Annotated in this window: 21 protein-coding genes; 17 read left to right on the plus strand and 4 right to left on the minus strand. The window is 66.5% G+C overall.

Annotated elements, in window-relative coordinates; translation table 11 throughout:
* Positions 1-23: 23 nt before the first annotated feature.
* The 8 genes from QX094_RS27650 (at position 24) to aat (ending at position 7338) form a co-directional block, all read left to right on the plus strand.
* Positions 24-731, plus strand: coding sequence for a DUF1236 domain-containing protein (locus tag QX094_RS27650; protein ID WP_315826861.1), 708 nt, complete (start codon positions 24-26; stop codon positions 729-731).
* A gap of 264 nt (positions 732-995) precedes the next feature.
* Positions 996-1475 (plus strand): type II 3-dehydroquinate dehydratase, encoded by a 480-nt coding sequence (aroQ, locus tag QX094_RS27655; RefSeq protein ID WP_316184969.1) that lies wholly within the window; start codon positions 996-998, stop codon positions 1473-1475.
* 50 nt (positions 1476-1525) lie between these two features.
* Positions 1526-2011, plus strand: coding sequence for an acetyl-CoA carboxylase biotin carboxyl carrier protein (gene accB, locus QX094_RS27660; RefSeq protein ID WP_316164755.1), 486 nt, complete (start codon positions 1526-1528; stop codon positions 2009-2011).
* 82 nt (positions 2012-2093) lie between these two features.
* Positions 2094-3443 carry an acetyl-CoA carboxylase biotin carboxylase subunit gene (gene accC, locus QX094_RS27665; protein WP_315712202.1) on the plus strand — a complete coding sequence of 450 codons (1350 nt, stop codon included), beginning with the start codon at positions 2094-2096 and terminating at the stop codon, positions 3441-3443.
* A 115-nt stretch (positions 3444-3558) separates the two neighbouring features.
* Positions 3559-5079, plus strand: a complete 1521-nt coding sequence (locus QX094_RS27670; protein ID WP_316184967.1) for a sensor histidine kinase — start codon at positions 3559-3561, stop codon at positions 5077-5079.
* On the plus strand, positions 5076-5513 hold the full coding sequence (locus QX094_RS27675; RefSeq protein WP_172109443.1) for a response regulator: 438 nt from the start codon (positions 5076-5078) through the stop codon (positions 5511-5513). The genes QX094_RS27670 and QX094_RS27675 overlap by 4 nt, the downstream gene beginning before the upstream one ends.
* Complete coding sequence (locus QX094_RS27680; RefSeq protein WP_315712206.1) at positions 5510-6598, plus strand: sensor histidine kinase; 1089 nt, start codon at positions 5510-5512, stop codon at positions 6596-6598. Before QX094_RS27675 ends, QX094_RS27680 begins: the two co-directional genes overlap by 4 nt.
* Positions 6599-6657: 59 nt before the next feature.
* Entirely contained in the window at positions 6658-7338 is a 681-nt protein-coding gene (aat, locus tag QX094_RS27685) for a leucyl/phenylalanyl-tRNA--protein transferase (protein WP_316164754.1), read from the plus strand.
* A gap of 6 nt (positions 7339-7344) precedes the next feature.
* Here aat and QX094_RS27690 read toward each other — a convergent pair whose 3' ends face one another.
* Positions 7345-8334 (minus strand): DUF2155 domain-containing protein, encoded by a 990-nt coding sequence (locus QX094_RS27690; RefSeq protein WP_316184965.1) that lies wholly within the window; start codon positions 8332-8334, stop codon positions 7345-7347.
* A 213-nt stretch (positions 8335-8547) separates the two neighbouring features.
* Here QX094_RS27690 and QX094_RS27695 point away from each other — a divergent pair, with 213 nt between their 5' ends.
* The 9 genes from QX094_RS27695 to QX094_RS27735 all read left to right on the plus strand — a co-directional run bounded on the left by QX094_RS27695 (position 8548) and on the right by QX094_RS27735 (position 16727).
* Positions 8548-9321, plus strand: a complete 774-nt coding sequence (locus QX094_RS27695; protein ID WP_315751703.1) for an SDR family oxidoreductase — start codon at positions 8548-8550, stop codon at positions 9319-9321.
* Between the two features lie 44 nt (positions 9322-9365).
* Positions 9366-10328, plus strand: coding sequence for an alpha/beta hydrolase (locus tag QX094_RS27700; RefSeq protein ID WP_315751704.1), 963 nt, complete (start codon positions 9366-9368; stop codon positions 10326-10328).
* A 182-nt stretch (positions 10329-10510) separates the two neighbouring features.
* Entirely contained in the window at positions 10511-10867 is a 357-nt protein-coding gene (locus tag QX094_RS27705; RefSeq protein WP_315712213.1) for a cupin domain-containing protein, read from the plus strand.
* Positions 10868-10945: 78 nt separating this feature from the next.
* Positions 10946-11275 (plus strand): hypothetical protein, encoded by a 330-nt coding sequence (locus QX094_RS27710; RefSeq protein ID WP_315712215.1) that lies wholly within the window; start codon positions 10946-10948, stop codon positions 11273-11275.
* Positions 11276-11466: 191 nt separating this feature from the next.
* On the plus strand, positions 11467-12633 hold the full coding sequence (locus QX094_RS27715) for an amino acid aminotransferase (RefSeq protein WP_315751705.1): 1167 nt from the start codon (positions 11467-11469) through the stop codon (positions 12631-12633).
* A 25-nt stretch (positions 12634-12658) separates the two neighbouring features.
* A complete protein-coding gene (locus QX094_RS27720) occupies positions 12659-13273 on the plus strand; it encodes a YitT family protein (protein WP_315712219.1) in 615 nt (204 codons plus the stop codon).
* Between the two features lie 261 nt (positions 13274-13534).
* Positions 13535-14599: a ketopantoate reductase family protein gene (locus QX094_RS27725; RefSeq protein WP_316188378.1), complete on the plus strand. Its 1065-nt coding sequence runs from the start codon at positions 13535-13537 to the stop codon at positions 14597-14599.
* Positions 14600-14701: 102 nt separating this feature from the next.
* Positions 14702-15715, plus strand: coding sequence for a Na+-dependent transporter (locus tag QX094_RS27730; RefSeq protein WP_315712223.1), 1014 nt, complete (start codon positions 14702-14704; stop codon positions 15713-15715).
* Between the two features lie 133 nt (positions 15716-15848).
* A complete protein-coding gene (locus QX094_RS27735; RefSeq protein WP_315712225.1) occupies positions 15849-16727 on the plus strand; it encodes a transporter substrate-binding domain-containing protein in 879 nt (292 codons plus the stop codon).
* Positions 16728-16854: 127 nt separating this feature from the next.
* On the opposite strand, the gene QX094_RS27740 is transcribed toward QX094_RS27735, so the two are convergent.
* From QX094_RS27740 to QX094_RS27750, 3 genes are read right to left on the minus strand one after another with little or no spacing between them, the layout of a single operon-like run.
* Positions 16855-17523, minus strand: a complete 669-nt coding sequence (locus tag QX094_RS27740) for an amino acid ABC transporter permease (protein ID WP_315712227.1) — start codon at positions 17521-17523, stop codon at positions 16855-16857.
* A gap of 31 nt (positions 17524-17554) precedes the next feature.
* Positions 17555-18805 carry an FAD-binding oxidoreductase gene (locus QX094_RS27745; RefSeq protein WP_315712229.1) on the minus strand — a complete coding sequence of 417 codons (1251 nt, stop codon included), beginning with the start codon at positions 18803-18805 and terminating at the stop codon, positions 17555-17557.
* Between the two features lie 22 nt (positions 18806-18827).
* The gene (locus QX094_RS27750; RefSeq protein ID WP_315712231.1) at positions 18828-19586 is read right to left on the minus strand and encodes an SDR family NAD(P)-dependent oxidoreductase; all 759 of its coding nucleotides are present in this window, start codon (positions 19584-19586) and stop codon (positions 18828-18830) included.
* Positions 19587-19689: the final 103 nt, after the last annotated feature.

The raw sequence follows: 19689 nt of genomic DNA on the forward strand, positions 1-19689 counted from the left end.
TGCAAATACGAGGAGGATAGAGGATGACCAATCGCTTGATGGTATCAGTTGCTGCAATCGCGCTCCTGGCGGGTGCAGGTTTTGCTCATGCGCAAGGTACCGGCGGTGCGGGCGGCGCAGCTGGACAGTCCGGCGGCGCAGCCATGCAGGGCGGTGCGACCGGTGGTGCTGCCGGCGGAGCATCGAGCGGTGGCATGAACGCGCCCGGCGGCGCGATGCATCGCGACAGCGGCTCGCCTGCGTCCGACATGCGCTCCAGTCAGTCCGAGCAGAAGCCCGGTGCGACCAAGGGCCAGCGCGCCGAGGAAGGCATGAAGGGTCCGAATGCCAAGGGCGCGACCTCCGAGACCGACAAGGCCGGCTCCAAGAACATGAAGGCCGAGGGTCGCGACAGCAAGAGCGGCACCAGCACGAACGCCGAAACCAAGACCGGCAGCGACCGGTCGCAGACCACCACCGGACAGGCCGGCGCCGGCGCCAAGCTCTCGACCGAGCAGCGCACCAAGATCACCAGCGTGATCCGCAGCCAGCGCGTCGAGCCGGTGACCAACGTGAACTTCAACATCTCGGTCGGCACCCGGGTGCCGCGCGACGTTCACTTCCACCGGCTCCCTGCGGAAGTCGTGACGATCTATCCGGAATGGCGCGGATACGACTTCATCCTGGTTCGTGAGCAGATCATCGTGATCGATCCCCGCACCTACGAGATCGTCGCAGTTCTCGACGCCTGATCCCGACCAGGCAGGCGATGAGGACATGGGGCGGGCAGCAATGCCCGCCCCATTCTATTGCGCAAAGAGCACGTAAGGGCGATCACACGCAGCCCGTGCAGCCCCGTGGACAAACCTGGTTAACCAGCAATTTCGTACACTTAAGACGGTTTTTTCGTCTGACGGACCAAGCCTCGGGCAGCCGGCCCGGCTGCCGAAAGGCTTCCCCTTGGCGGCTTTGTTACCTATAACGCCGCCCACTGCCGCCACACCGCCGGGATGGGAATGGCCGACGCCGCGCACAACACGATCTATGTCCTCAACGGACCCAACCTCAACCTGCTGGGCACCCGCGAGCCGGAGACCTATGGCCATGCCACCCTGGCAGACGTCGAACGGCTCTGCGTCGAGACGGCCGCGCGCTTCGGCCTGACGGTGGAGTGCCGGCAGTCGAACCATGAGGGTGTGCTCGTGGATTGCATCCATGAGGCCCGCAGCCGCGGTGCGGTCGGAATCATCCTCAATGCCGGCGCCTACTCGCATACCTCCATTGCCTTGCACGACGCGCTGATGGGGGTGAAGATCCCCACCGTCGAAGTGCACATCAGCAACATTCACGCCCGCGAGAGCTTCCGGCACCATTCTTTCACCGCGAAGGCCGCGTTTGCCTCGATCTGCGGCTTCGGCATCGACGGCTACCGGCTGGCGATCACCGGCCTCGCCGCCAAGATCGGCGCCAAAGCCGTCACGCAGACCGACATCTAGCGCAAGCCTGACGTCACAGTCCTCACGCACCCAACGTTCCGGATCAGATCATGGCGCCCCAGCCCGACGACAAGACCATCGCGAAATCCGAAGACAGCCAGCTCATTCGCGAGCTCGCAGCGCTGCTGGATGAGACCAGCCTGACCGAGATCGAGCTGGAGCGTGCCGGCCTTCGCATCCGCGTTGCCCGCAACGTGACCGTTGCGGCGGCCGTCCATTCGGCCATCGGAACGGCCGCCGCTGGCGTTCCCGTGGTCGCAGCCGCCACCGCGGCAGCCGCCGGCGCAGACTTGTCCAAACATCCCGGCGTGGTGCCCTCGCCCATGGTCGGCACCGCCTACTGGGCGCCCGAGCCCGGCGCCAAACCGTTCGTCGAGGTCGGCTCCAAGGTGTCCGTCGGTCAGACTCTGATGATCATCGAGGCGATGAAGACGATGAACCAGATTCCGTCACCGCGCGCCGGGACGGTGACGCAGATCCTGGTCGAGGACGGCCAGCCCGTGGAGTACGGCGAGCCGCTCGTCATCATCGAATAAGCGCGACTAGCGGACGGCGAAAGCGAATGGTCCACCATTCCATGTTCGCCGCTCACTACTCGCCACTCGCGCCCGAGGCACCATGTTCGACAAGATCCTCATCGCCAATCGCGGCGAAATCGCCCTTCGCATCCTCAGGGCCTGCAAGGAGCTCGGTATCTCCACCGTCGCGGTGCATTCCACCGCCGACGCCGATGCGATGCATGTCCGCCTCGCCGACGAAAGTGTCTGCATCGGGCCGCCGCCGTCGAAGGACAGCTATCTCAACATTCCCGCCCTGCTCGCCGCCTGCGAGATCACCGGCGCGGACGCCGTGCATCCCGGCTACGGCTTCCTGTCGGAGAACGCGCGCTTCGCCGAGATTCTCGCGGACCACAATCTGCATTTCATCGGGCCGAAGGCGGAGCACATCCGCCTGATGGGCGACAAGATCGAGGCCAAGAAGACGGCCAAGCGGCTGGGCATTCCCGTCGTTCCAGGCTCGGATGGCGCTGTCACTCCGGACCACGACGCGATGGCGATCGCCAAGGAGATCGGCTTCCCGGTGCTGGTCAAGGCAGCCGCCGGCGGCGGCGGCCGCGGCATGAAGGTCGCCCACACCGAGGCCGACCTACAGCTGGCGCTGACCACAGCGGCCAACGAGGCGAGATCGGCGTTCGGCGACGCCTCGGTCTATCTGGAGAAGTATCTGCAGAAGCCGCGTCACATCGAGATCCAGGTGCTCGGCGACGGCCGCGGCGGCGCCATCCATCTCGGCGAGCGCGACTGCTCGTTGCAGCGGCGCCATCAGAAGGTCTGGGAGGAAGGCCCCTCCCCGGTGCTTGACGCAGCGGCCCGGGCCAAGATCGGCAACACCGTCGCCAAGGCGATGCAGGAGCTGAAATATATCGGCGTCGGCACCATCGAATTCCTCTACGAGGACGGCGAATTCTATTTCATCGAGATGAATACCCGCATCCAGGTCGAGCATCCCGTCACGGAGATGATCACCGGGATCGACCTCGTGCTGGAGCAGATCCGCATCGCCGCCGGCGGCGACCTGCCGATGACCCAGGACCAGGTTGTCATCAACGGCCACTCCATCGAGTGCCGCGTCAATGCGGAAAACCCTGTCACCTTCCGGCCCTCGCCGGGCAAGATCCTGCAGTACCACCCGCCTGGCGGCCTCGGCGTCCGCATCGATTCCGCCGTGTATCAGGGCTACGTGATTCCGCCCTATTACGACTCGCTGGTCGGCAAGCTGATCGTCCACGGCAAGACGCGGGTCGAGTGCCTGATGCGGCTGCGGCGCGCGCTGGACGAGATGGTCGTCGACGGCATCGAGACCACCCTGCCGCTGTTCAGGGCCCTTGTCCGCGAGCCGGCCATCATCGATGGCGACTATCACATCCACTGGCTCGAACAGTACCTCGCTGGCCAGAAGGCGGAGTGAGCGGCTAACCGCAAAATTCCACTGACGCGCCGGAACCCTTCAGCCCGCACTGCGTTCTGCTCTTTCGGCGGTTCCGCTGAGGGGGCAGGTATTTCAATTGGCATGCGAGTGAGCGGTGGCGCCTGAGATTGGACAAAGGCGCACGCTGGGACAAATCCTGCTGCTGTCGGCGGGATTCCTGGTGCTGGTCGTCGTCAGCACGGCCTCGGTGCTGCTCGTCAACAAGGCCCGCAAAGACAACGCCTGGGTGGTGCATACCATCGAGGCGGAGAACCAGATCAACGCGCTGCTGCTCGAGGTCCGCCGGGCCGAGAGCGGCGCCCGCGCCTACCTGCTGACCCAGGACAATACGTTTCTGACCGATCACGACGCCGCCGTCACCGCGATCGCGCCGGTGCTCGACAAGCTCGGAACACTCGTGGCCGACAATCCTGCCCAGGTCGAGCTGCTCCGCCAGGTCCGCGCCGAAATCGACACCCGCCTCGGCCAGTTCAGGCGCGAGAAGGAGCTGGCCGCGCAGGGTGACCTCGCCGCCGCCGCCGCGCTCGTACGGAGCGCCGCTTCCGGCAACACCAGCATCAACATCCGCGATCTCGCCAATCGCATGCGGCTGGAGGAAGAGCGGCTGTTCGTGCTGCGCACCGCCAATGCCGACCGCAGCCAGCAGCTGGCGACCGTCGTGACGGTGACTGGCTCGGCCCTGGTCGTCCTGCTCGCGATCATCTCGGTGCTCCTTGTGCGCCGCTCGGCCAGCGCGCGCGACGAGGCCGAGGCCAGGCTGCGCGAGAGCAACCTCAACCTCGAAGCCACCGTCGACGAGCGCACCGCGGACCTGCGCGAGGCCAATGAGGAGATCCAGCGCTTCGCCTATATCGTGAGCCACGACCTGCGCTCGCCGCTCGTCAACATCATGGGCTTCACCAGCGAGCTCGACGAGCTCCGCAACGACATCTTCCGGCGGATCGCGACGCTGGCGCGGGCGGCCTCCGACGCGCCGCCGCCGGCGGAAGGCGCTGAGCCCGAGCTCGAAGGCGCCGACCAGCAGCTGTCGGAGGATTTCAGCGAGGCGCTCGGCTTCATCAAATCCTCGATCGCCAAGATGGACCGGCTGATCACGGCCATCCTCAACCTGACCCGCGAGGGCCGCCGCGAGTTCGTGCCGGTGCGGATCGATACCCGCGAGCTGATCGAGGGCATCGTCTCGACGCTGGCGCATCAGGCTGCGGAAACCGACACCACCATCCGCGTGGAACCGTTGCCGGCCATCGTCAGCGACCGCCTGGCGCTGGAGCAGATCTTCTCCAACCTGATCGACAACGCCATCAAATATCTCAAGCCGGGCGTTCCCGGCGACATCGCCATTCGCGCCCGTACCAAGCTCGGTTTTGCCATCTTCGAGGTTACGGACAACGGCCGGGGGATTGATCCCAGGGATCATCAACGTATCTTTGATCTGTTCCGTCGCGCCGGGACCCAGGACCGTCCGGGTCAGGGGATTGGATTGGCGCATGTCCGCGCGCTGGTGCGTCGGCTCGGCGGAACCATGTCGGTCGCGTCGGAGCTCGACCAGGGCAGCACGTTCACCATCACGCTCCCGATCAACTGGAACGCCTCAAACCGGAACTCAGACCGATGACCATGCCCGTGACGATCATCATGATCGAGGACGACGAAGGCCACGCCCGCCTGATCGAGCGCAATATCCGCCGGTCCGGCGTCAACAACGAGATCAAGCCGTTCACCAATGGTACAGATGCCGTGAAGTATCTGCTGGGTGCTGACGGCACCGGCCTCGATCACAAGGGGCACGCATTGCTGATCCTGCTCGACCTGAACCTGCCGGACATGACCGGCATCGACATCCTCAAGATGGTCAAGCAGAACAGTTTCCTGAAGAGCGCGCCGGTGGTCATCCTCACCACGACGGATGACTCGCAGGAGATCAAGCGCTGCTACGAACTCGGCTGCAACGTCTACATCACCAAGCCGGTCAACTACGAAAGCTTCGCCAACGCCATTCGCCAACTCGGCCTGTTCTTCTCCGTCATCCAGGTTCCGCCCGCCGCATGAGCTCCGCCGCCCCCACGCTGCTCTATATCGACGACGACGCAGCGCTGGCGCGGCTGGTCGAGCGCGGGCTCAAGCGATTGGGCTTCACGGTGGAACACGCCGCCGACGGCAGCGCGGGCTTGCAGCGGCTGGAGCGCGGCGGCATCGACGTCGTGGCGCTCGACCAGTACATGCCAGGCTTCGACGGACTCGAGACGCTGGAGCGCATCATGGCGCTGCCCGAACCGCCGCCGGTGGTGTTCGTCACCGCCTCACAGGATTCCAAGATCGCGGTCACGGCCCTGAAGGCCGGCGCGGCCGACTACCTCGTCAAGGACGTGCAGGGCGAGTTCATTCCCCTGCTGCAGGTCGCGGCCGAAGGCGCGGTGCGCCAGGCCCGGCTGCAGAAGGCCCGCGACGAGGCGGAGGCGGAAGTGCGGGCGTCACGCGACCGCTACGCGGCGCTGGCGGCCGAGCGCGAGGTCCTGCTGCGCGAGGTCAATCACCGCGTCGGCAATTCGCTGCAGATCATCGCCTCGCTGCTACATCTTCAGGCCAACTCCAGCACCCAGGACGACGTCAAGGCCGCGCTCACCAATGCAATGGGCCGCGTCGCCGCCGTGGCGCAGGTGCATCGCCGCCTCTACACGTCTCAGGATCTCAAGAGCGTGCTGCTCAACCAGTATCTGGATTCGCTGCTCGACGACCTGCGCCGCTCGGCGGAGGGCAACCGGATGTCGCGGCTGACCCTGAAGGCGGAACCGGTCGAGATCGACCCGGATCGCGCGGTCGCGATCGGCATCGTCGTCAACGAGCTGGTCATGAACGCGGTCAAATACGCCTACCCCGATGGGCCGGGCCCAATCCATGTCGAGCTGAAGCTTGCAGGTGAGGACATCGTGCTGTCGATCGCCGACAACGGCGTCGGCCTCAACGCAACCAGCGATCCGCGCTCGACCGGCATGGGCCAGCGCATCGTCAGCGCCATGGCGACCAAGCTCGACGCCACCGTCGGCCCCGATCCGAGCCATGCCGGCACCAGGATCGTGGTCCGCTTCCGCCTCGAAAAAGATGCTCCCAAGCCCGCGGCTGCCGCGGTCGGCTGAGCCGACGCAGCCGGCACGCAACCATCGCGCGCCCGGCATCGGCCTGCTATGCTGATCCCATGAATACGCGCGACTCTGCAGCGTCCGAGATTACGCCCGAGGTCCTGCTGCGTGCCTATGCCTGCGGCATCTTCCCGATGGCCGAAAGTGCCGACGACCCGACCTTGTTCTGGGTCGAGCCGGAGCTGCGCGGCGTCATTCCGCTCGACGGCTTTCGCGTCGCCTCGCGCCTTGCGCGCACGGTCCGGTCGGACGCCTTCGCCGTGACCGTGAACCAGGCGTTCAAGGCGGTGATGGATGGCTGCGCCGAGCCGCAGCCTGGCCGCGAGGACACCTGGATCAACAAGCGTATCCGCGAACTCTACACCGGCCTCCACGCGCTTGGCCATTGCCACAGCGTCGAATGCTGGCAGGATGGCGAGCTGGTGGGCGGCCTCTACGGCGTCAGCCTGGGCCGCGCCTTCTTCGGCGAGAGCATGTTTCACCGCACCCGCGACGCCTCGAAGGTCGCGCTCGTGCATCTCGTCGCGCGGCTGATCGCCGGGGGCTTCGAGCTGCTCGACACCCAATACGTCACCGAGCACCTCAAGACCTTCGGCGCCGTCGAGATCCCGCGCCGGCGCTACACCGTGCTGCTCGAAAAGGCCCTGAGGGGGCCGGCCGCCAATTTCGCCAGGCTGGCGGTTGATCGGCCGATCTCGGGCACCGAGGCACTCGCGATCATCGCAGCGCGCGGCTGAGCGAGGTTATCTGAACACTCCGCCGAACGGTCCACCCGCCTGGGGCGGCGGCGGTGGTGGCGGCACCTGCTGGGTCTGATTCTGCTGCGGCGGCGATGGCGGCCTGGGCGCCGCCTGCCGCTGCTGCGGCGGACGCTTTTGCGCAGGCTGCGGCGCCGCGGCCGGCTTCTGATCCGGCGCGGCGGCGCTGATGACCGTGGTCTGCGGCTCTTTGCAGTCAACCAGCCAGATGTCGTAGATCGGGTGCTCGACGCCGTGCAGACCGGGGCTGGCCGCGAACATCCAGCCCGAGAAGATGCGCTTCACCTCGCCCTGCAAGGTGATCTCGTCGACCTGCACGAACGCGTCGGTGTTGGCGGCCTCGGTGGCTGGCCTCGTGTAGCAGGCGTCGGTCTTTACCCGGAGCGCCCCGAACTGCACGGTCTCGCCGATATCCTCGTCGAAATTGATGATGCGGCCGGTGATCTTGTCGAGCCCGGAGAAGCTCGCCTTCTTGTTGACGATCTTCTGCGCCGGCGGTTCGGTCACGACCTCGTCGCCCGGCTGGATGGTGGCCGGGGTCTGCGGTACCGCGCCGTTCGGCGGGATCGCTGCATTCTGGGGTGCGCCGCGTGGCGGTGCCTGCCGCTGACCAGGCGCAGCCCCCGGCTGGCCGGGTGGCGGCACGGCCGCAACCGGAGGATTGTTCTGTGGCAGGATCGTCGTTCCCGGCGGCGGCGCCAGCGGCTGGGATTGGACCGGACCCGGCAGGGCGGCGCCCTGCCCTGGCGGCGGACGGGTTGGCGCCGGCAGCACCCGGCCCTGCGGCAGCTCCGGGATCTCCTCCTCTTCCTCAGGAGGCGGAATCGGCTCGCCACGGCGCGGAATGTTGCCCGGCGGGCGCGGAACGGGATCGGAGAAAATGGTACCGATCTGCGCGCGCGCCGGCACGGACAGCGTGAGGGATGTGGCGGCCAGCAATGCCGCGATACCGGTCAGGACGATTGTTCGGTGCATCTCGCGCGGCTTTATCAGGCGAATCGGGGTTCGGGACAATCAAATCGCGTCATGACCCATCCGCCGCTCTCGATCAGCCCTCCCGTTAACATGTCGAATACGGCGGGGGAAGGGCGAGCTGCCAGCACTCCGCGTGCTGGTCAGCCGGTTCTTCCAATGAGATAGTCGTGATCAAGAGCCGGATCGGAACCGGCGCCAAAGGGAAGGAAATCGATGTCTGATTCGATCCGTCTCGACGGCCGAGTGGCCGTCGTTACCGGCGCGGCCGGCGTCATCGGCGCCGCGACCATGCGGCTGCTGGCCGCGCGCGGGGCCCGCATCGTCGCCGTGGACCGGCGCGAGGCCGATCTCGCCGCCGCGACGGCCGCCCTGCCGGCGAGCGCCGAGGCGCTCGCCGTGGCCGCCGACGTCACCAACGAGGACCAGGTCGCGGCTTATGTGCGACAAGCGTGCGATCGGTTCGGCACCATCGACGTGTTCTTCAACAATGCCGGCATCGAAGGCGAGATCAAGCCGATCACCGCATATCCGCTGGAGGCGTTCCGTCGCGTGCTCGACGTCAACGTCGTCGGCGTCTTCCTCGGCCTCAAGCACGTGCTGCCGGTGATGCTGAAGCAGAACCGCGGCTCGATCATCAACACCGCCTCGATCGCAGGCCTGATCGGCTCGCCGCAGATCGCCGTCTACAGCGCCAGCAAGCACGCGGTCATCGGCCTGACCAAGAGCGCGTCCTGGGAGTGCACCGGCACCAATGTCCGTGTGAACTGCATCTGCCCCGGGCTGATCGAGAGCCGCATGCTGAGCGCGATCATCGAAGGGCGCAGCGGCGCCGCGGTTCCGGCCGACAAGGTGGTCGATCGCGTCCCCGCGCGCCGGCTCGGCCAGGGCGCGGAGGTCGCCTCGATCGTCGCCTTCCTCGCCTCCGACGATGCCAGCTACGTCTCCGGCGCGGCCTACACCGTCGATGGCGGCCGCACCGCCGCCTGACGTCCCTTCAACTTGACCGTCTTTCAACCCGACAGGTTTTTGCAATGCCCGTGCAACTCGATGCCGATGCCGCTGCCGTCTACAAAGCATTTCAGGAGGCCGGTCGGCCGGCCTATGAGACGCTGACACCACAGGAGGCGCGGGACTACTACCTGGCCGCGCGCGTCGTGAGCAATCCCGAGCCGCCCGAGCTTGCGGACGTCAAGGACCTCGCCATCCCTGCCCCGCATGGCACAATCCCGGCACGGCTCTATCGGCCAAGGACGGTGCGGCAGAACAACGGTCTTGCACCAGGATTGGTGTTCTATCACGGCGGCGGCTGGGTGATCGGCAATCTGGAGTCGCATGACGTGGTCTGCCGCGCGCTGGCGCACGAAGGCGAACTGATCGTGATCTCGGTCGACTACCGCCTCGCGCCCGAGCACAAGTTTCCGGCCGCGGTCGACGACGCCGCCGCGGCCATACGATGGATCGCCGACAATGCCGCCGCGCTCGGCATCGATGCCGCCAGGCTCAGCGTCGGCGGCGATTCCGCCGGCGGCAATCTCGCCGCCGTCGTCGCGCTCTTGGCGCGTGACGGCAAGGGCCCGAAGCTCTCAGGCCAGGTGCTGATCTATCCGGCCACCGACTTTTCGATGAGCCATCCCTCGCACAGCGAGCCCGAGACCAGCGTGCTGCTGACGCATTCGGTGATCCGCTGGTTTCGCGACCATTATCTCAACAGTGCCGCCGACATCCACGATTGGCGGGCCTCCCCGGCGAAGGCGGAAACCCTAGCCGGGCTACCGCCCGCCTATGTGCTCACGGCCGGCGCCGATCCGCTGCGCGACGAGGGCGACGACTACGCGCGCCGCTTGCGCGAGGCCGGCGTGCCGGTGACGCATCGCAACCATCCCGGCCAATTCCACGGCTTCTTCACGATGGGCAAGCTGCTCGACCAGGCCAATGTCGCCGCACGCGACATCGGCGCCTGGCTGAAGCAGCTCGACCGGCCCGGTGGCATCTGAGCGTTACCGCGCTGAGCTCAGAACGCACCGACCCGCGAGTTCGCGGGTCGTGCTCACATGCGGCCGAAGTCGTCGCGTGTGAGATCGGCTTGCTCGCGCTCGAGCAGCAGCTACATCCCGCGCAAGCCGGCCGGGACGACTGGACAGCTCACATTTCATTCCTCGCAGCAGGAGACTCCCACATGAAGACCGTGAACCTCGCCGACAAGCTGAGCCAATTCTCAGGCCATTGGGACCCGCACGTGGTCGCGGACTACAACGACAATGACGTGATGGTCGTGAAGTTCATGGGAGAATTCCCGTTCCACAAGCATGACACGACGGATGACTTCTTCCTGGTCCTGGAAGGCGAGATGGAGATGGACATTCAGGGGCAGCCGTCGCGGACGGTGAAGGCCGGCGAGTTGTTCGTCGTCCCCAAAGGGGTCGTCCACCGGCCGCGCGCGGCCAAGGAGGTCAAGGTGCTCCTGATCGAACCCAAGGGCGAACCGAACTCCGGCGACTCCGACCGGGTGCCCGCGCCCAAGCCGCGCATCTGACTCGCCGGAAGGCGTCAGACCTTCGGGCCTCCGCGAGCTTGAGATATCATTCAGAGCGGACAGGTGAGCAGGATAAACATGGAGCCAACTCTGGAGATTGCGCTGGCTTGGTTCAAGCCCGAAGAGTGGGAGGACATCAGGCGGATCTGCCCGGATCTGCACGACACTTATGAAGAATGGCTGGCCAGCGCTCAGGAGGTCATCGACACGATCGGCAGTCGCCCGGACGAGCGGATCGTGAAAGTGATCCTGACCGCGGCCGAGCTTCGGAAATGGCAACGTGCGACAGGCCGCAAAGTCGATGGCAGGGTTCGCTCACAGCTTGCCGCCAGGCGCGCGCGCAAGATCCGCAACGAGTCCCCACAGCCGGCTCCCGAGCCCCGTTCTGGCTCAGAAGGCAGTCGCTGACGCTTGTCGCTCAGTTCGCTCAGGCGGGCCACGGCAAGTTCTGAGGGCGCAACGGCCGCCCATGCAGCGAACGAAGCGGAGCATCGCCGAAATGTCCGCTGTTCTTGCGCTGCAACCGAGATAGTGTCCCGTCGCCCGCAAGGACGGCTTATGGCCGTCTGGCAGGCCCCTCCTCCAATAGGATCGCCCCGATGTTCGACCGCTTGACCCGCCAGCCCGAGGATCCCCTGCTCGCTCTGATCGGCATCTTCAAGGCTGACCCGAGAGCCGACAAGGTCGATCTCGGCGTCGGCGTGTATCGCGACGAGGCCGGCCATTCGCCGATCTTCCGCGCTGTGAAAGCTGCGGAGCGCATCATCTGGGAGAGCCAGGACAGCAAGAGCTATGTGGCGCCGGAAGGCGACCAGCTCTTCCTCGACCTGTTGTGGTCGCTCGTCGGCGGCCCCGCGCCCTCGGTCCATGCCGCAGGCGTGCAGACCCCGGGCGGCTCGGGTGCGCTCCGCCTCGCCGCCGATTTGATCCGCCAGGCCGGCACCGGCAAGATCTGGCTCGGACTGCCGAGCTGGCCCAACCACGCCGGCATCTTCGCCGCGGCGGGGCTCGAGGTCGAGACCTATCCCTACTTCGACGTTCCGTCGCAGACGCTGCAGCTCGACCGCATGCTGGAGGCGCTGCAGCGCGCCGCGCCCGGCGACGCCGTCCTGATCCACGCCTCCTGCCACAACCCGACCGGCGCCCCGCTCAGCACCGAGGACTTTGCGCGCATCACCGCCGTGATGGCCGCGCGTGGCCTCGTGCCGCTGATCGACTCCGCTTATCAGGGTTTTGGCGCCGGTCTCGAGGGCGATGCCGCCGGCCTGCGGGCAATGGTCGCGGCCGTGCCCGAGGCGCTGCTGGCGGTGTCCTGCTCGAAGTCCTTCGGACTCTACCGCGAGCGGACCGGCGCGCTCTACGCCGTCGCCTCGGCACAGGCCGCAGCCGAGACCGCGCGCTCCAATCTCGTCTCCATCGCCCGCACCAGCTATTCGATGCCGCCCGACCATGGCTCGGCGATCGTCAAGACGATTCTCGACACGCCGGACCTCTATGCCGACTGGAGCAGCGAGCTCGAGACGATGCGCCAGCGCCTCGCCGCGCTGCGCCGCTCTTTTGCCGAGGCGCTCGGCGGGCGCTGGTCCAACACGATCGCGATCGGCGTCCAGGAAGGCATGTTCTCGCTGCTGCCGGTGACGCCGGCCGAGGTCATGACTTTGCGCGAAAAGCACGGCGTGTACATGCCGACCTCGGGCCGCATCAACATTGCAGGCCTGAAGCTCGCCGACGTCGCGCGCGTTGCCGGCCTGTTCAAGTCGCTTTGAAACATCGCCTGCAAGGATCAAGGCCGTGACAGAGATCGTCGCTCAGGAGCGGCACAAGCTCTACGAGGACGCGATGGCGCTGACGCTGGGCACGCTGTTCGTGTCGCTCGGCATGCTGATCTACAGCAAGACGGTGCTGCTGGTCGGCAGCACCGCCGGTCTGTCGCTGCTGTTGAGCTACATCAGCGGCTATGGTTTCGGCGTCAGCTTCTTCCTGATCAATCTGCCGTTCTATGCGTTGGCCGTCCGGCGCATGGGCTGGCCGTTCACGATCCGCACCTTTGTCGCGGTCGGGCTCGTCGCCCTGTTCTCACGGCTGACGACGTCATGGATCGACATCAGCCATATCGATCCGATCTATGCCACTGTAATCGGCGCCGGCCTGACCGGGACCGGCCTGTTGATGCTGTTCCGGCATCGCACCGGGCTTGGCGGGATCAACATTCTGGCGCTGTATCTGCAGGAGCACTGGAAGATCCGCGCCGGCTATTTCCAGCTCGCCGTCGATTTCCTCATCATGATCGCCGCGTTCTTCGTCATCCCCGTGAACCGGCTGGCGCTGTCGATCCTCGGCATCGTGATCGTCAACGTCATCATCGCGATCAACCACAAGCCGGGGCGCTATATGGCGCTGAGCTGAACGGCCGAGCTCCAAGCGCAAGGTCGATCTGCGCTCGGATAGCCCCACCGTGACACGCGCCGGATGCCGCACGAGTGCGCTGCACCTTGCCAGACGGCGCATTCCGTGGGATGAAAGCTCTGGTATGCCAGCAACCGAGGCAATGGGTTACCGCATCCGTCCGCTCCTGCCGGACGCCTGACGGACTCGTCGGTACGGCTGGATCGCCAACAAGAAACGCGAACGCAAAATCTCGAACCGATCTCTGGGGACGACCAAGGTATGGCACGCAACATTCTGATTCTCGGGGCCTCCTACGGCTCCCTCCTCGGCACCAAGCTGCTGATGGCCGGCCACAACGTGACGCTGGTCTGCCGCAAGAAGACAGCCGAGCTGATCAACCGCGACGGCACGGAAGTCCGCATCAAGCTGCGCGACGATCCGGCGCATCGCTCGATCTTCTCGCGCGACCTGCCGGGCAAGCTCGACGCGGCCACGCCCGATAGCGTCGACCTGTCGCGCTACGACCTGGTCGGTCTTGCGATGCAGGAGCCGCAGTACACCAACCACACCATTCGCGTGCTGATGGTGAAGATCGCCGAGGCCAAGCTGCCGTGCCTCTCGATCATGAACATGCCGCCGCTGCCCTATCTCAAGCGCATCCCGGCGCTCGCCAACGTCGACCTCGACGAGGCCTACACCAATCCCGCGGTGTGGGAACGCTTCACGCCCGGGCTGGTCACGCTGTGCTCGCCGGATCCGCAGGCCTTCCGTCCGCCGGAGGAAGCCGCCAACGTGCTGCATGTCGGCCTGCCGACCAACTTCAAGGCCGCCGCGTTCGAGGACGAGACGCACAACGCGTTGCTCCGCGAGCTGGAGCGCGACATCGACGCGGTCAGGCTCGACGGCCAGGACGTGCCCGTGAAGCTGAAGGTGTTCGACTCGCTGTTCGTGCCGCTGGCGAAGTGGTCGATGCTGCTCACCGGCAACTACCGCTGCATCACCCGCGGTGAACCGCAGGCGATCCGCGATGCCGTGCATAGCAATCTCGCCCAGTCGAAATCGATCTACGAGCATGTCGATGCCATCGCCCGCAAGCTCGGCGCCGATCCGAGCGACCAGGTGCCGTTCGAGAAATACGCCAAGGCGGCCGAGAGCCTGCTCAAGCCGTCGTCGGCCGCGCGCGCCGTCGCCGCGGGCGCGCCGTTCATCGAACGCGTCGACCTTCTGGTGAAGCTGATCTCGCAGCAGCTCGGCATGCCCAACCCCGACATCGAGCAGACGGTGCAGACGGTCGACTTCAAGCTCAACGAGAAGATCGTGGTCGGCGGCTCCAGCGCGCAGTGATGCGCAGGCGCCGACATCGTCCGTAACCAGATGTGACTTTGCATGAACGCGCGGCCGACGCATGGTTCGCGCGTTCATTGATTCCCATCGTTCGGAATGAAGATGCCGTCCTTCGGGCCTCTCGCTTTTCCTCTGCAGGCCCTGAGCTGGCTCGGCAATCAGGGCACCCGCGCCATCGTCGCGGTTCTGCTGGCGGCAATCGCCGTGCCGCCGCTGGGCGAGCTGGCGCGGCCCTACGTCACACAGGCGATCTTCCTGCTGCTCTGCATCTCCTTCATGCGCGTCGACGTCGCGATGCTAACAGCGCATCTGCGCCGCCCGCTGCTGGTGGTGGCCGCGACCGCATGGACCACGATCGCCGTGCCGACGCTGGTCGGCACGATTGGACGCATCGCCGGCGTCGATGCCACCGCGCCCGACCTGTATCTCGCGCTGATGCTGCAGGGGACGGCCTCGCCGATGATGGCCTCGCCCGCACTCGCCGCGCTGATGGGGCTCGACGCGACGCTGGTTCTCATCACGCTGGTGACCTCGACCGCGCTGGTGCCGCTGACGGCGCCGCTGTTCGCCTATGTGTTTTTGGGTGAGACATTGTCACTGTCTCCGGCCGCGCTCGGGCTGAAGCTCGCCGCCATCCTTGCGGGCGCCCTGGCGGCGGCCGCCGCGATCCGCCTTGCCCTCGGCATCGCGACGATCCGCCGCCACCGCGCGCCGATCGACGGCGTCAACGTCCTCATCCTGTTCGTGTTCGCGTCCGCCATCATGGCCCATTTCCTGGCCGACCTGGCCGCCAGCCCGTTCCGCATGCTGGGACTGGCGCTGCTCGCCTTCACCGTGTTCTTCCTGTTGCTTGGTACCACGATGCTGCTGTTTCGCGGCGCGGGGCGCGAACGCGCGATGGCGCTCGGCATGATGGTGTCGCTACGCAACATGGGGCTGATGCTCGCGGCGACCGAGGGCGCGATCCCCGGCACCACCTGGCTGTATTTCGCGATGAGCCAGTTCCCGATCCACCTTGCGCCGCAACTGTTGCGCCCGCTCGCCGAGCGCCTGCGTCCAAGGCCGCTTCCATCGGGCGGGACCGATCACGGCTTGATCAATCCTGCATCGGAATGAGGCAGAGCAGCAACGGCATGCGGCCGTTCCGGCATGACACGACGGCGAGCCGCTTACTATCAAGGCCGACATGGTTGTTGCTGGCGTGCAAGGCCGGCGCTACGCTCCGTGCCTGTTGGTGCAGGAGGATTATGTGACCACGTCAGACGATCAGAAAATTTCCGAAGACCGCCGCGATGCGCTGCGCTACGCGCTCGCCATCGGCTCCGGTGCCGCGCTTGCGTCCGCCATGACGACGACGCCCGCCTCGGCGCAAGCGGCCGACAACACGCTCGACCGCGTCCGCGCCAACAAGGTGCTGCGCATCGCCGTGCTGCCGGGCGAGCTGCCCTATTTCAACAAGGATCTTGCCACCGGCACCTGGTCGGGCTTCTCGATCGAGATGGCCAACGACATCGCCAAGCTGCTCGACGTGAAGCTCGAATATGTCGAGTCGACCTACGGCAATTCGGTGCTCGACCTGCAGGCCGGCAAGATCGATCTCGGCTTCGCCCTCAACCCGACGCCGCAGCGCGCGCTGGTCATCGACTTCTGCGGCACGGTGTTCCCGCATCCGTTCGGCGCCATGCTGAAGAAGGGCATGGAAGCGAAGACCTGGGCCGACATCAACAAGCCGGAAGTGAAGATCGCCGTCGACGTCGGCTCGGCCAACGAGGCGGTGGCGCGGCGCTTTGCTCCCAACGCCACGATCAAGTCGCTCAAGTCGCGCGACGAAGTGATGCTGGAGATGGCCTCGGGCCGCGTCGACGTCGTCGTCAACGCCCTGATCCTGGGCCTCACCGCAATCGCCAAGAACCCCAATCTCGGCTCCTACAAGATCCTGCAGTCGCCCTCGGTCGCGATCCCCTCCAGCATGGGCGTGCGCCGCGAGGCCGACAAGCGCTGGCGCGACTTCCTCGCGGTGTGGATCGACTACAACCGCGGCATCGGCCAGATGCGCGAATGGTTCGTCAAGGGCCTGGGGCTGGCCGGCGTCAAGGCCGAGGACGTGCCGGTCGAGGTGAATATCTAAGCGAAGCCACGCTCTCTCCCAGCGTCATTGCGAGGAGCGCAGCGACGAAGCAATCCAGGACCGTTCGTGCCGCCCTGGATTGCTTCGCGTCGCTCGCAATGACGGAGGCATTCGATGATGTATCGCCTCACGCCTTGTCGTACGTCATGCCGCGCTCGAAGCGGCGGCCCAGGAGCGTCGCCGGAAACAGGATCGCGAAATAGATCAGCGCGATGATGGTGTAGACCTCGAGCGGCCGATAGGTGTCGGCGTTGATCAGCGTCGCGTTGTAGACGAGATCGGGCACTGCGATCACCGACACCAGCGAGGTGTTCTTCAACTGCGTCACCGACTGGTTGACGTAGGGCGCCAGCATCGGCTTCAAGGCCTGTGGCAGGATCACGAGCCGCATCATCCGCCACGGACGCAGGCCGAGCGCGCGCGCCGCATCCCATTGCCCGCGTGGCACGCTCTCGATGCTGCCGCGCACGATCTCGGCATAGAACGCCCCGGCGTAGAGCGACAGCACGGTGACCGCGGCGACATGCGCCGGAATGTTGACGCCGATCACCACCGGGAACGCGTAATAGAACCAGATGATCTGCACCAGCAGCGGGGTGCAGCGGAACAGCTCGATATAGCCGATCAACAGCCAGTCGATCACGACCGGACGGCGCAGCCTGACGATGCCGACGACGAGCCCGATCACCGAGCCGAGCAGGATGGTGCCGAGCGTGTACGCCATGGTCCAGCCGAGCCCCAGCCAGAACAGATGGCTGTACTTGGCGAGGATGGCGAAATCCCAGGTATAGTTCATCGCAGCTCCGGCGTGACGCGGTCGCGGCCCCTCACAGATACCGGCTCGGAGCAAAGGCGGAGACGTCGAACGACGGCGCCTCGCCCGTGATCATCGCGGCGATCGCCGCGCCCGTGGCCGGCCCCGTGGTGAAGCCGATATGCTGATTGCCGAATGCAAGCCACAGGCCGGAATGGCGCGGCGCCGGCCCGATCATCGGCAGCGAATCCGGCAAGGTCGGCCGCGCGCCGCGCCATGGCTGGGCCACGGCCTCGCCGAACTCGACCACGCCGCGCGCCAGCGGGACCACCTGCTCGAGCTGGGCGAAATTCGACGGCGCATCGCGATCGGTCAGCTCGACGCCGGAGGTGACGCGCACGCCGTTCTCCATCGGCGTCATCAGGAAGCTGCCCTCGGCGTCGTGGATCGGACGGTACAGCATGCGCTCCGGATTGGGCGTGAACTCCTGGTGATAGCCGCGCTCGAACGCCATCGGCACCCGGTAGCCGAGCGACCTGAGAATGTCCGGCGACCAGGGACCGAGCGCAACCACGACATGACGGGCGCGAATCTCGCCGTCGCCGAGCACGACACGCCAGCCGTCCCCGTCGGACAGCACCGCCCTGATCTCGGACTGCCGCAGCACGCCGCCCGCGCCCTCGAACATCCGCGCGTAGGCTTTCGTCACATTGCCGGGCGAGTCGACCGACGCGGTCTGGCTATGCAGCAGTCCCACTTTGTAGACCGGCAGCATATTAGGCTCGAGCGCGGAAATGCCCTGGCGGTCGAGCAGCTCGCTCTTGATGCCGTATTCGGCCAGGAGAGCCTGCTCCGCCTTGGCCGCTCCGACAGCGTCGCTGCGCCACGCCTTGAGCCAGCCGGTCTCGCGGATCCGCTGCGGCTCGCCGGCGCGAACGATCCAGTCGCGATGCAGTTTCAGCGACGCGCCGATCAGGCCATGCAGCGCGGTGGCGCGCGGCTTGACGCGGGACTCCACGGCATTGGCGAGAAAGCGCAGCACCCATTCGACATTGCGCAGCGTCCATGCCGGATCCCAGCGCAGCGCCGCGCTCTTGTTGCCGAGATAGGACGGCAGGGCCTTGAACAGCGAGGGCTTGTTGAGCGGAAGGATCGAACCGGAGGAGAGAATGCCGGCATTGCCGTACGATGTCTCCTCGCCCGGCGCCTTGCGGTCGACCAGCACCACCGAGAGCCCGCGCTCCCGGATGGCGTAGGCGGAGGAGACGCCGACGATCCCCGCTCCCAGCACGACCACGTCGGCTGTCTGCTGCATACGCTCCATCGTCTCTCGATCCATCTGCTGCTTACATCAGGGTCAGGCCGCCATCGACCGGCAGCACCGCGCCGGTGACGTGGCCGGCGTCTTTCGACAGCAGGAAGGTCACGGCCGCGGCGATGTCGTCGGGCTCGGCGAGGCGCTGTTGCGGATTGGCCGCCGCCGCCGTCTGCCACGCGGCCGGATCGAGCGAGCCGAGCCGTCCCGCATCCTTGCGCGTATAGCCGGGCACGACGACATTCGCGGTGCCGCCGCACGCAGCCAGCTCGATGGCGAGGCATTTCACCAGCGCCTCCAGCGCCGCCTTGGCGGCGGCCGAGGCCGGGAAGGTGCCGCCCGGCACGAAGCGGTGCGCGACGAAGCTGGAGATCGCGACCACGCGCGCATGGGTGCTCTGCACGAGGTCAGGGAGCGCGGCGCTGGCGAGCTCATGAAATGCCGCGGGCATCACTGCGAGTGAGCGGTCGAGCCCGTCGCGCGGCAGATCGCGAAAGCTGCGGCGGTCGGCAAAGCCGGCAGCATGCACCACCGCGTCGATCCGGCCGAACCGCGTTCGTGCCGCAGCCGCCAGCTCGGTGGCAACGCCCTGCCTGACCAGATCGCCGCAATGAAACTCGGCTTCGGCGCCGGCCTCCCGGCACGCCGCGGCGACGTCCCGCAGACGCGCGAGACCTGCTTCGTCAGCCCCCTGCCCGTGCAGCATCAAGGCCTGCCCCGGTGCGGCCACGCGGCGCGCCACCGCAGCGCCGATGCCGGCCCCGCTGCCGGTGATGATGGTGACACGCATCGCGCCTCGTCTACCCCTCGGTTTCGCGGGGCGGACTATAGGTCTCACACCTGCCGATGCCAACACGCGGACGGACATGCGCCGATGTCCGTCGCGCGGGACT

The organism is Bradyrhizobium sp. SZCCHNS1050, assembly GCF_032484785.1.
Classification (GTDB): Bacteria; Pseudomonadota; Alphaproteobacteria; order Rhizobiales; family Xanthobacteraceae; genus Bradyrhizobium.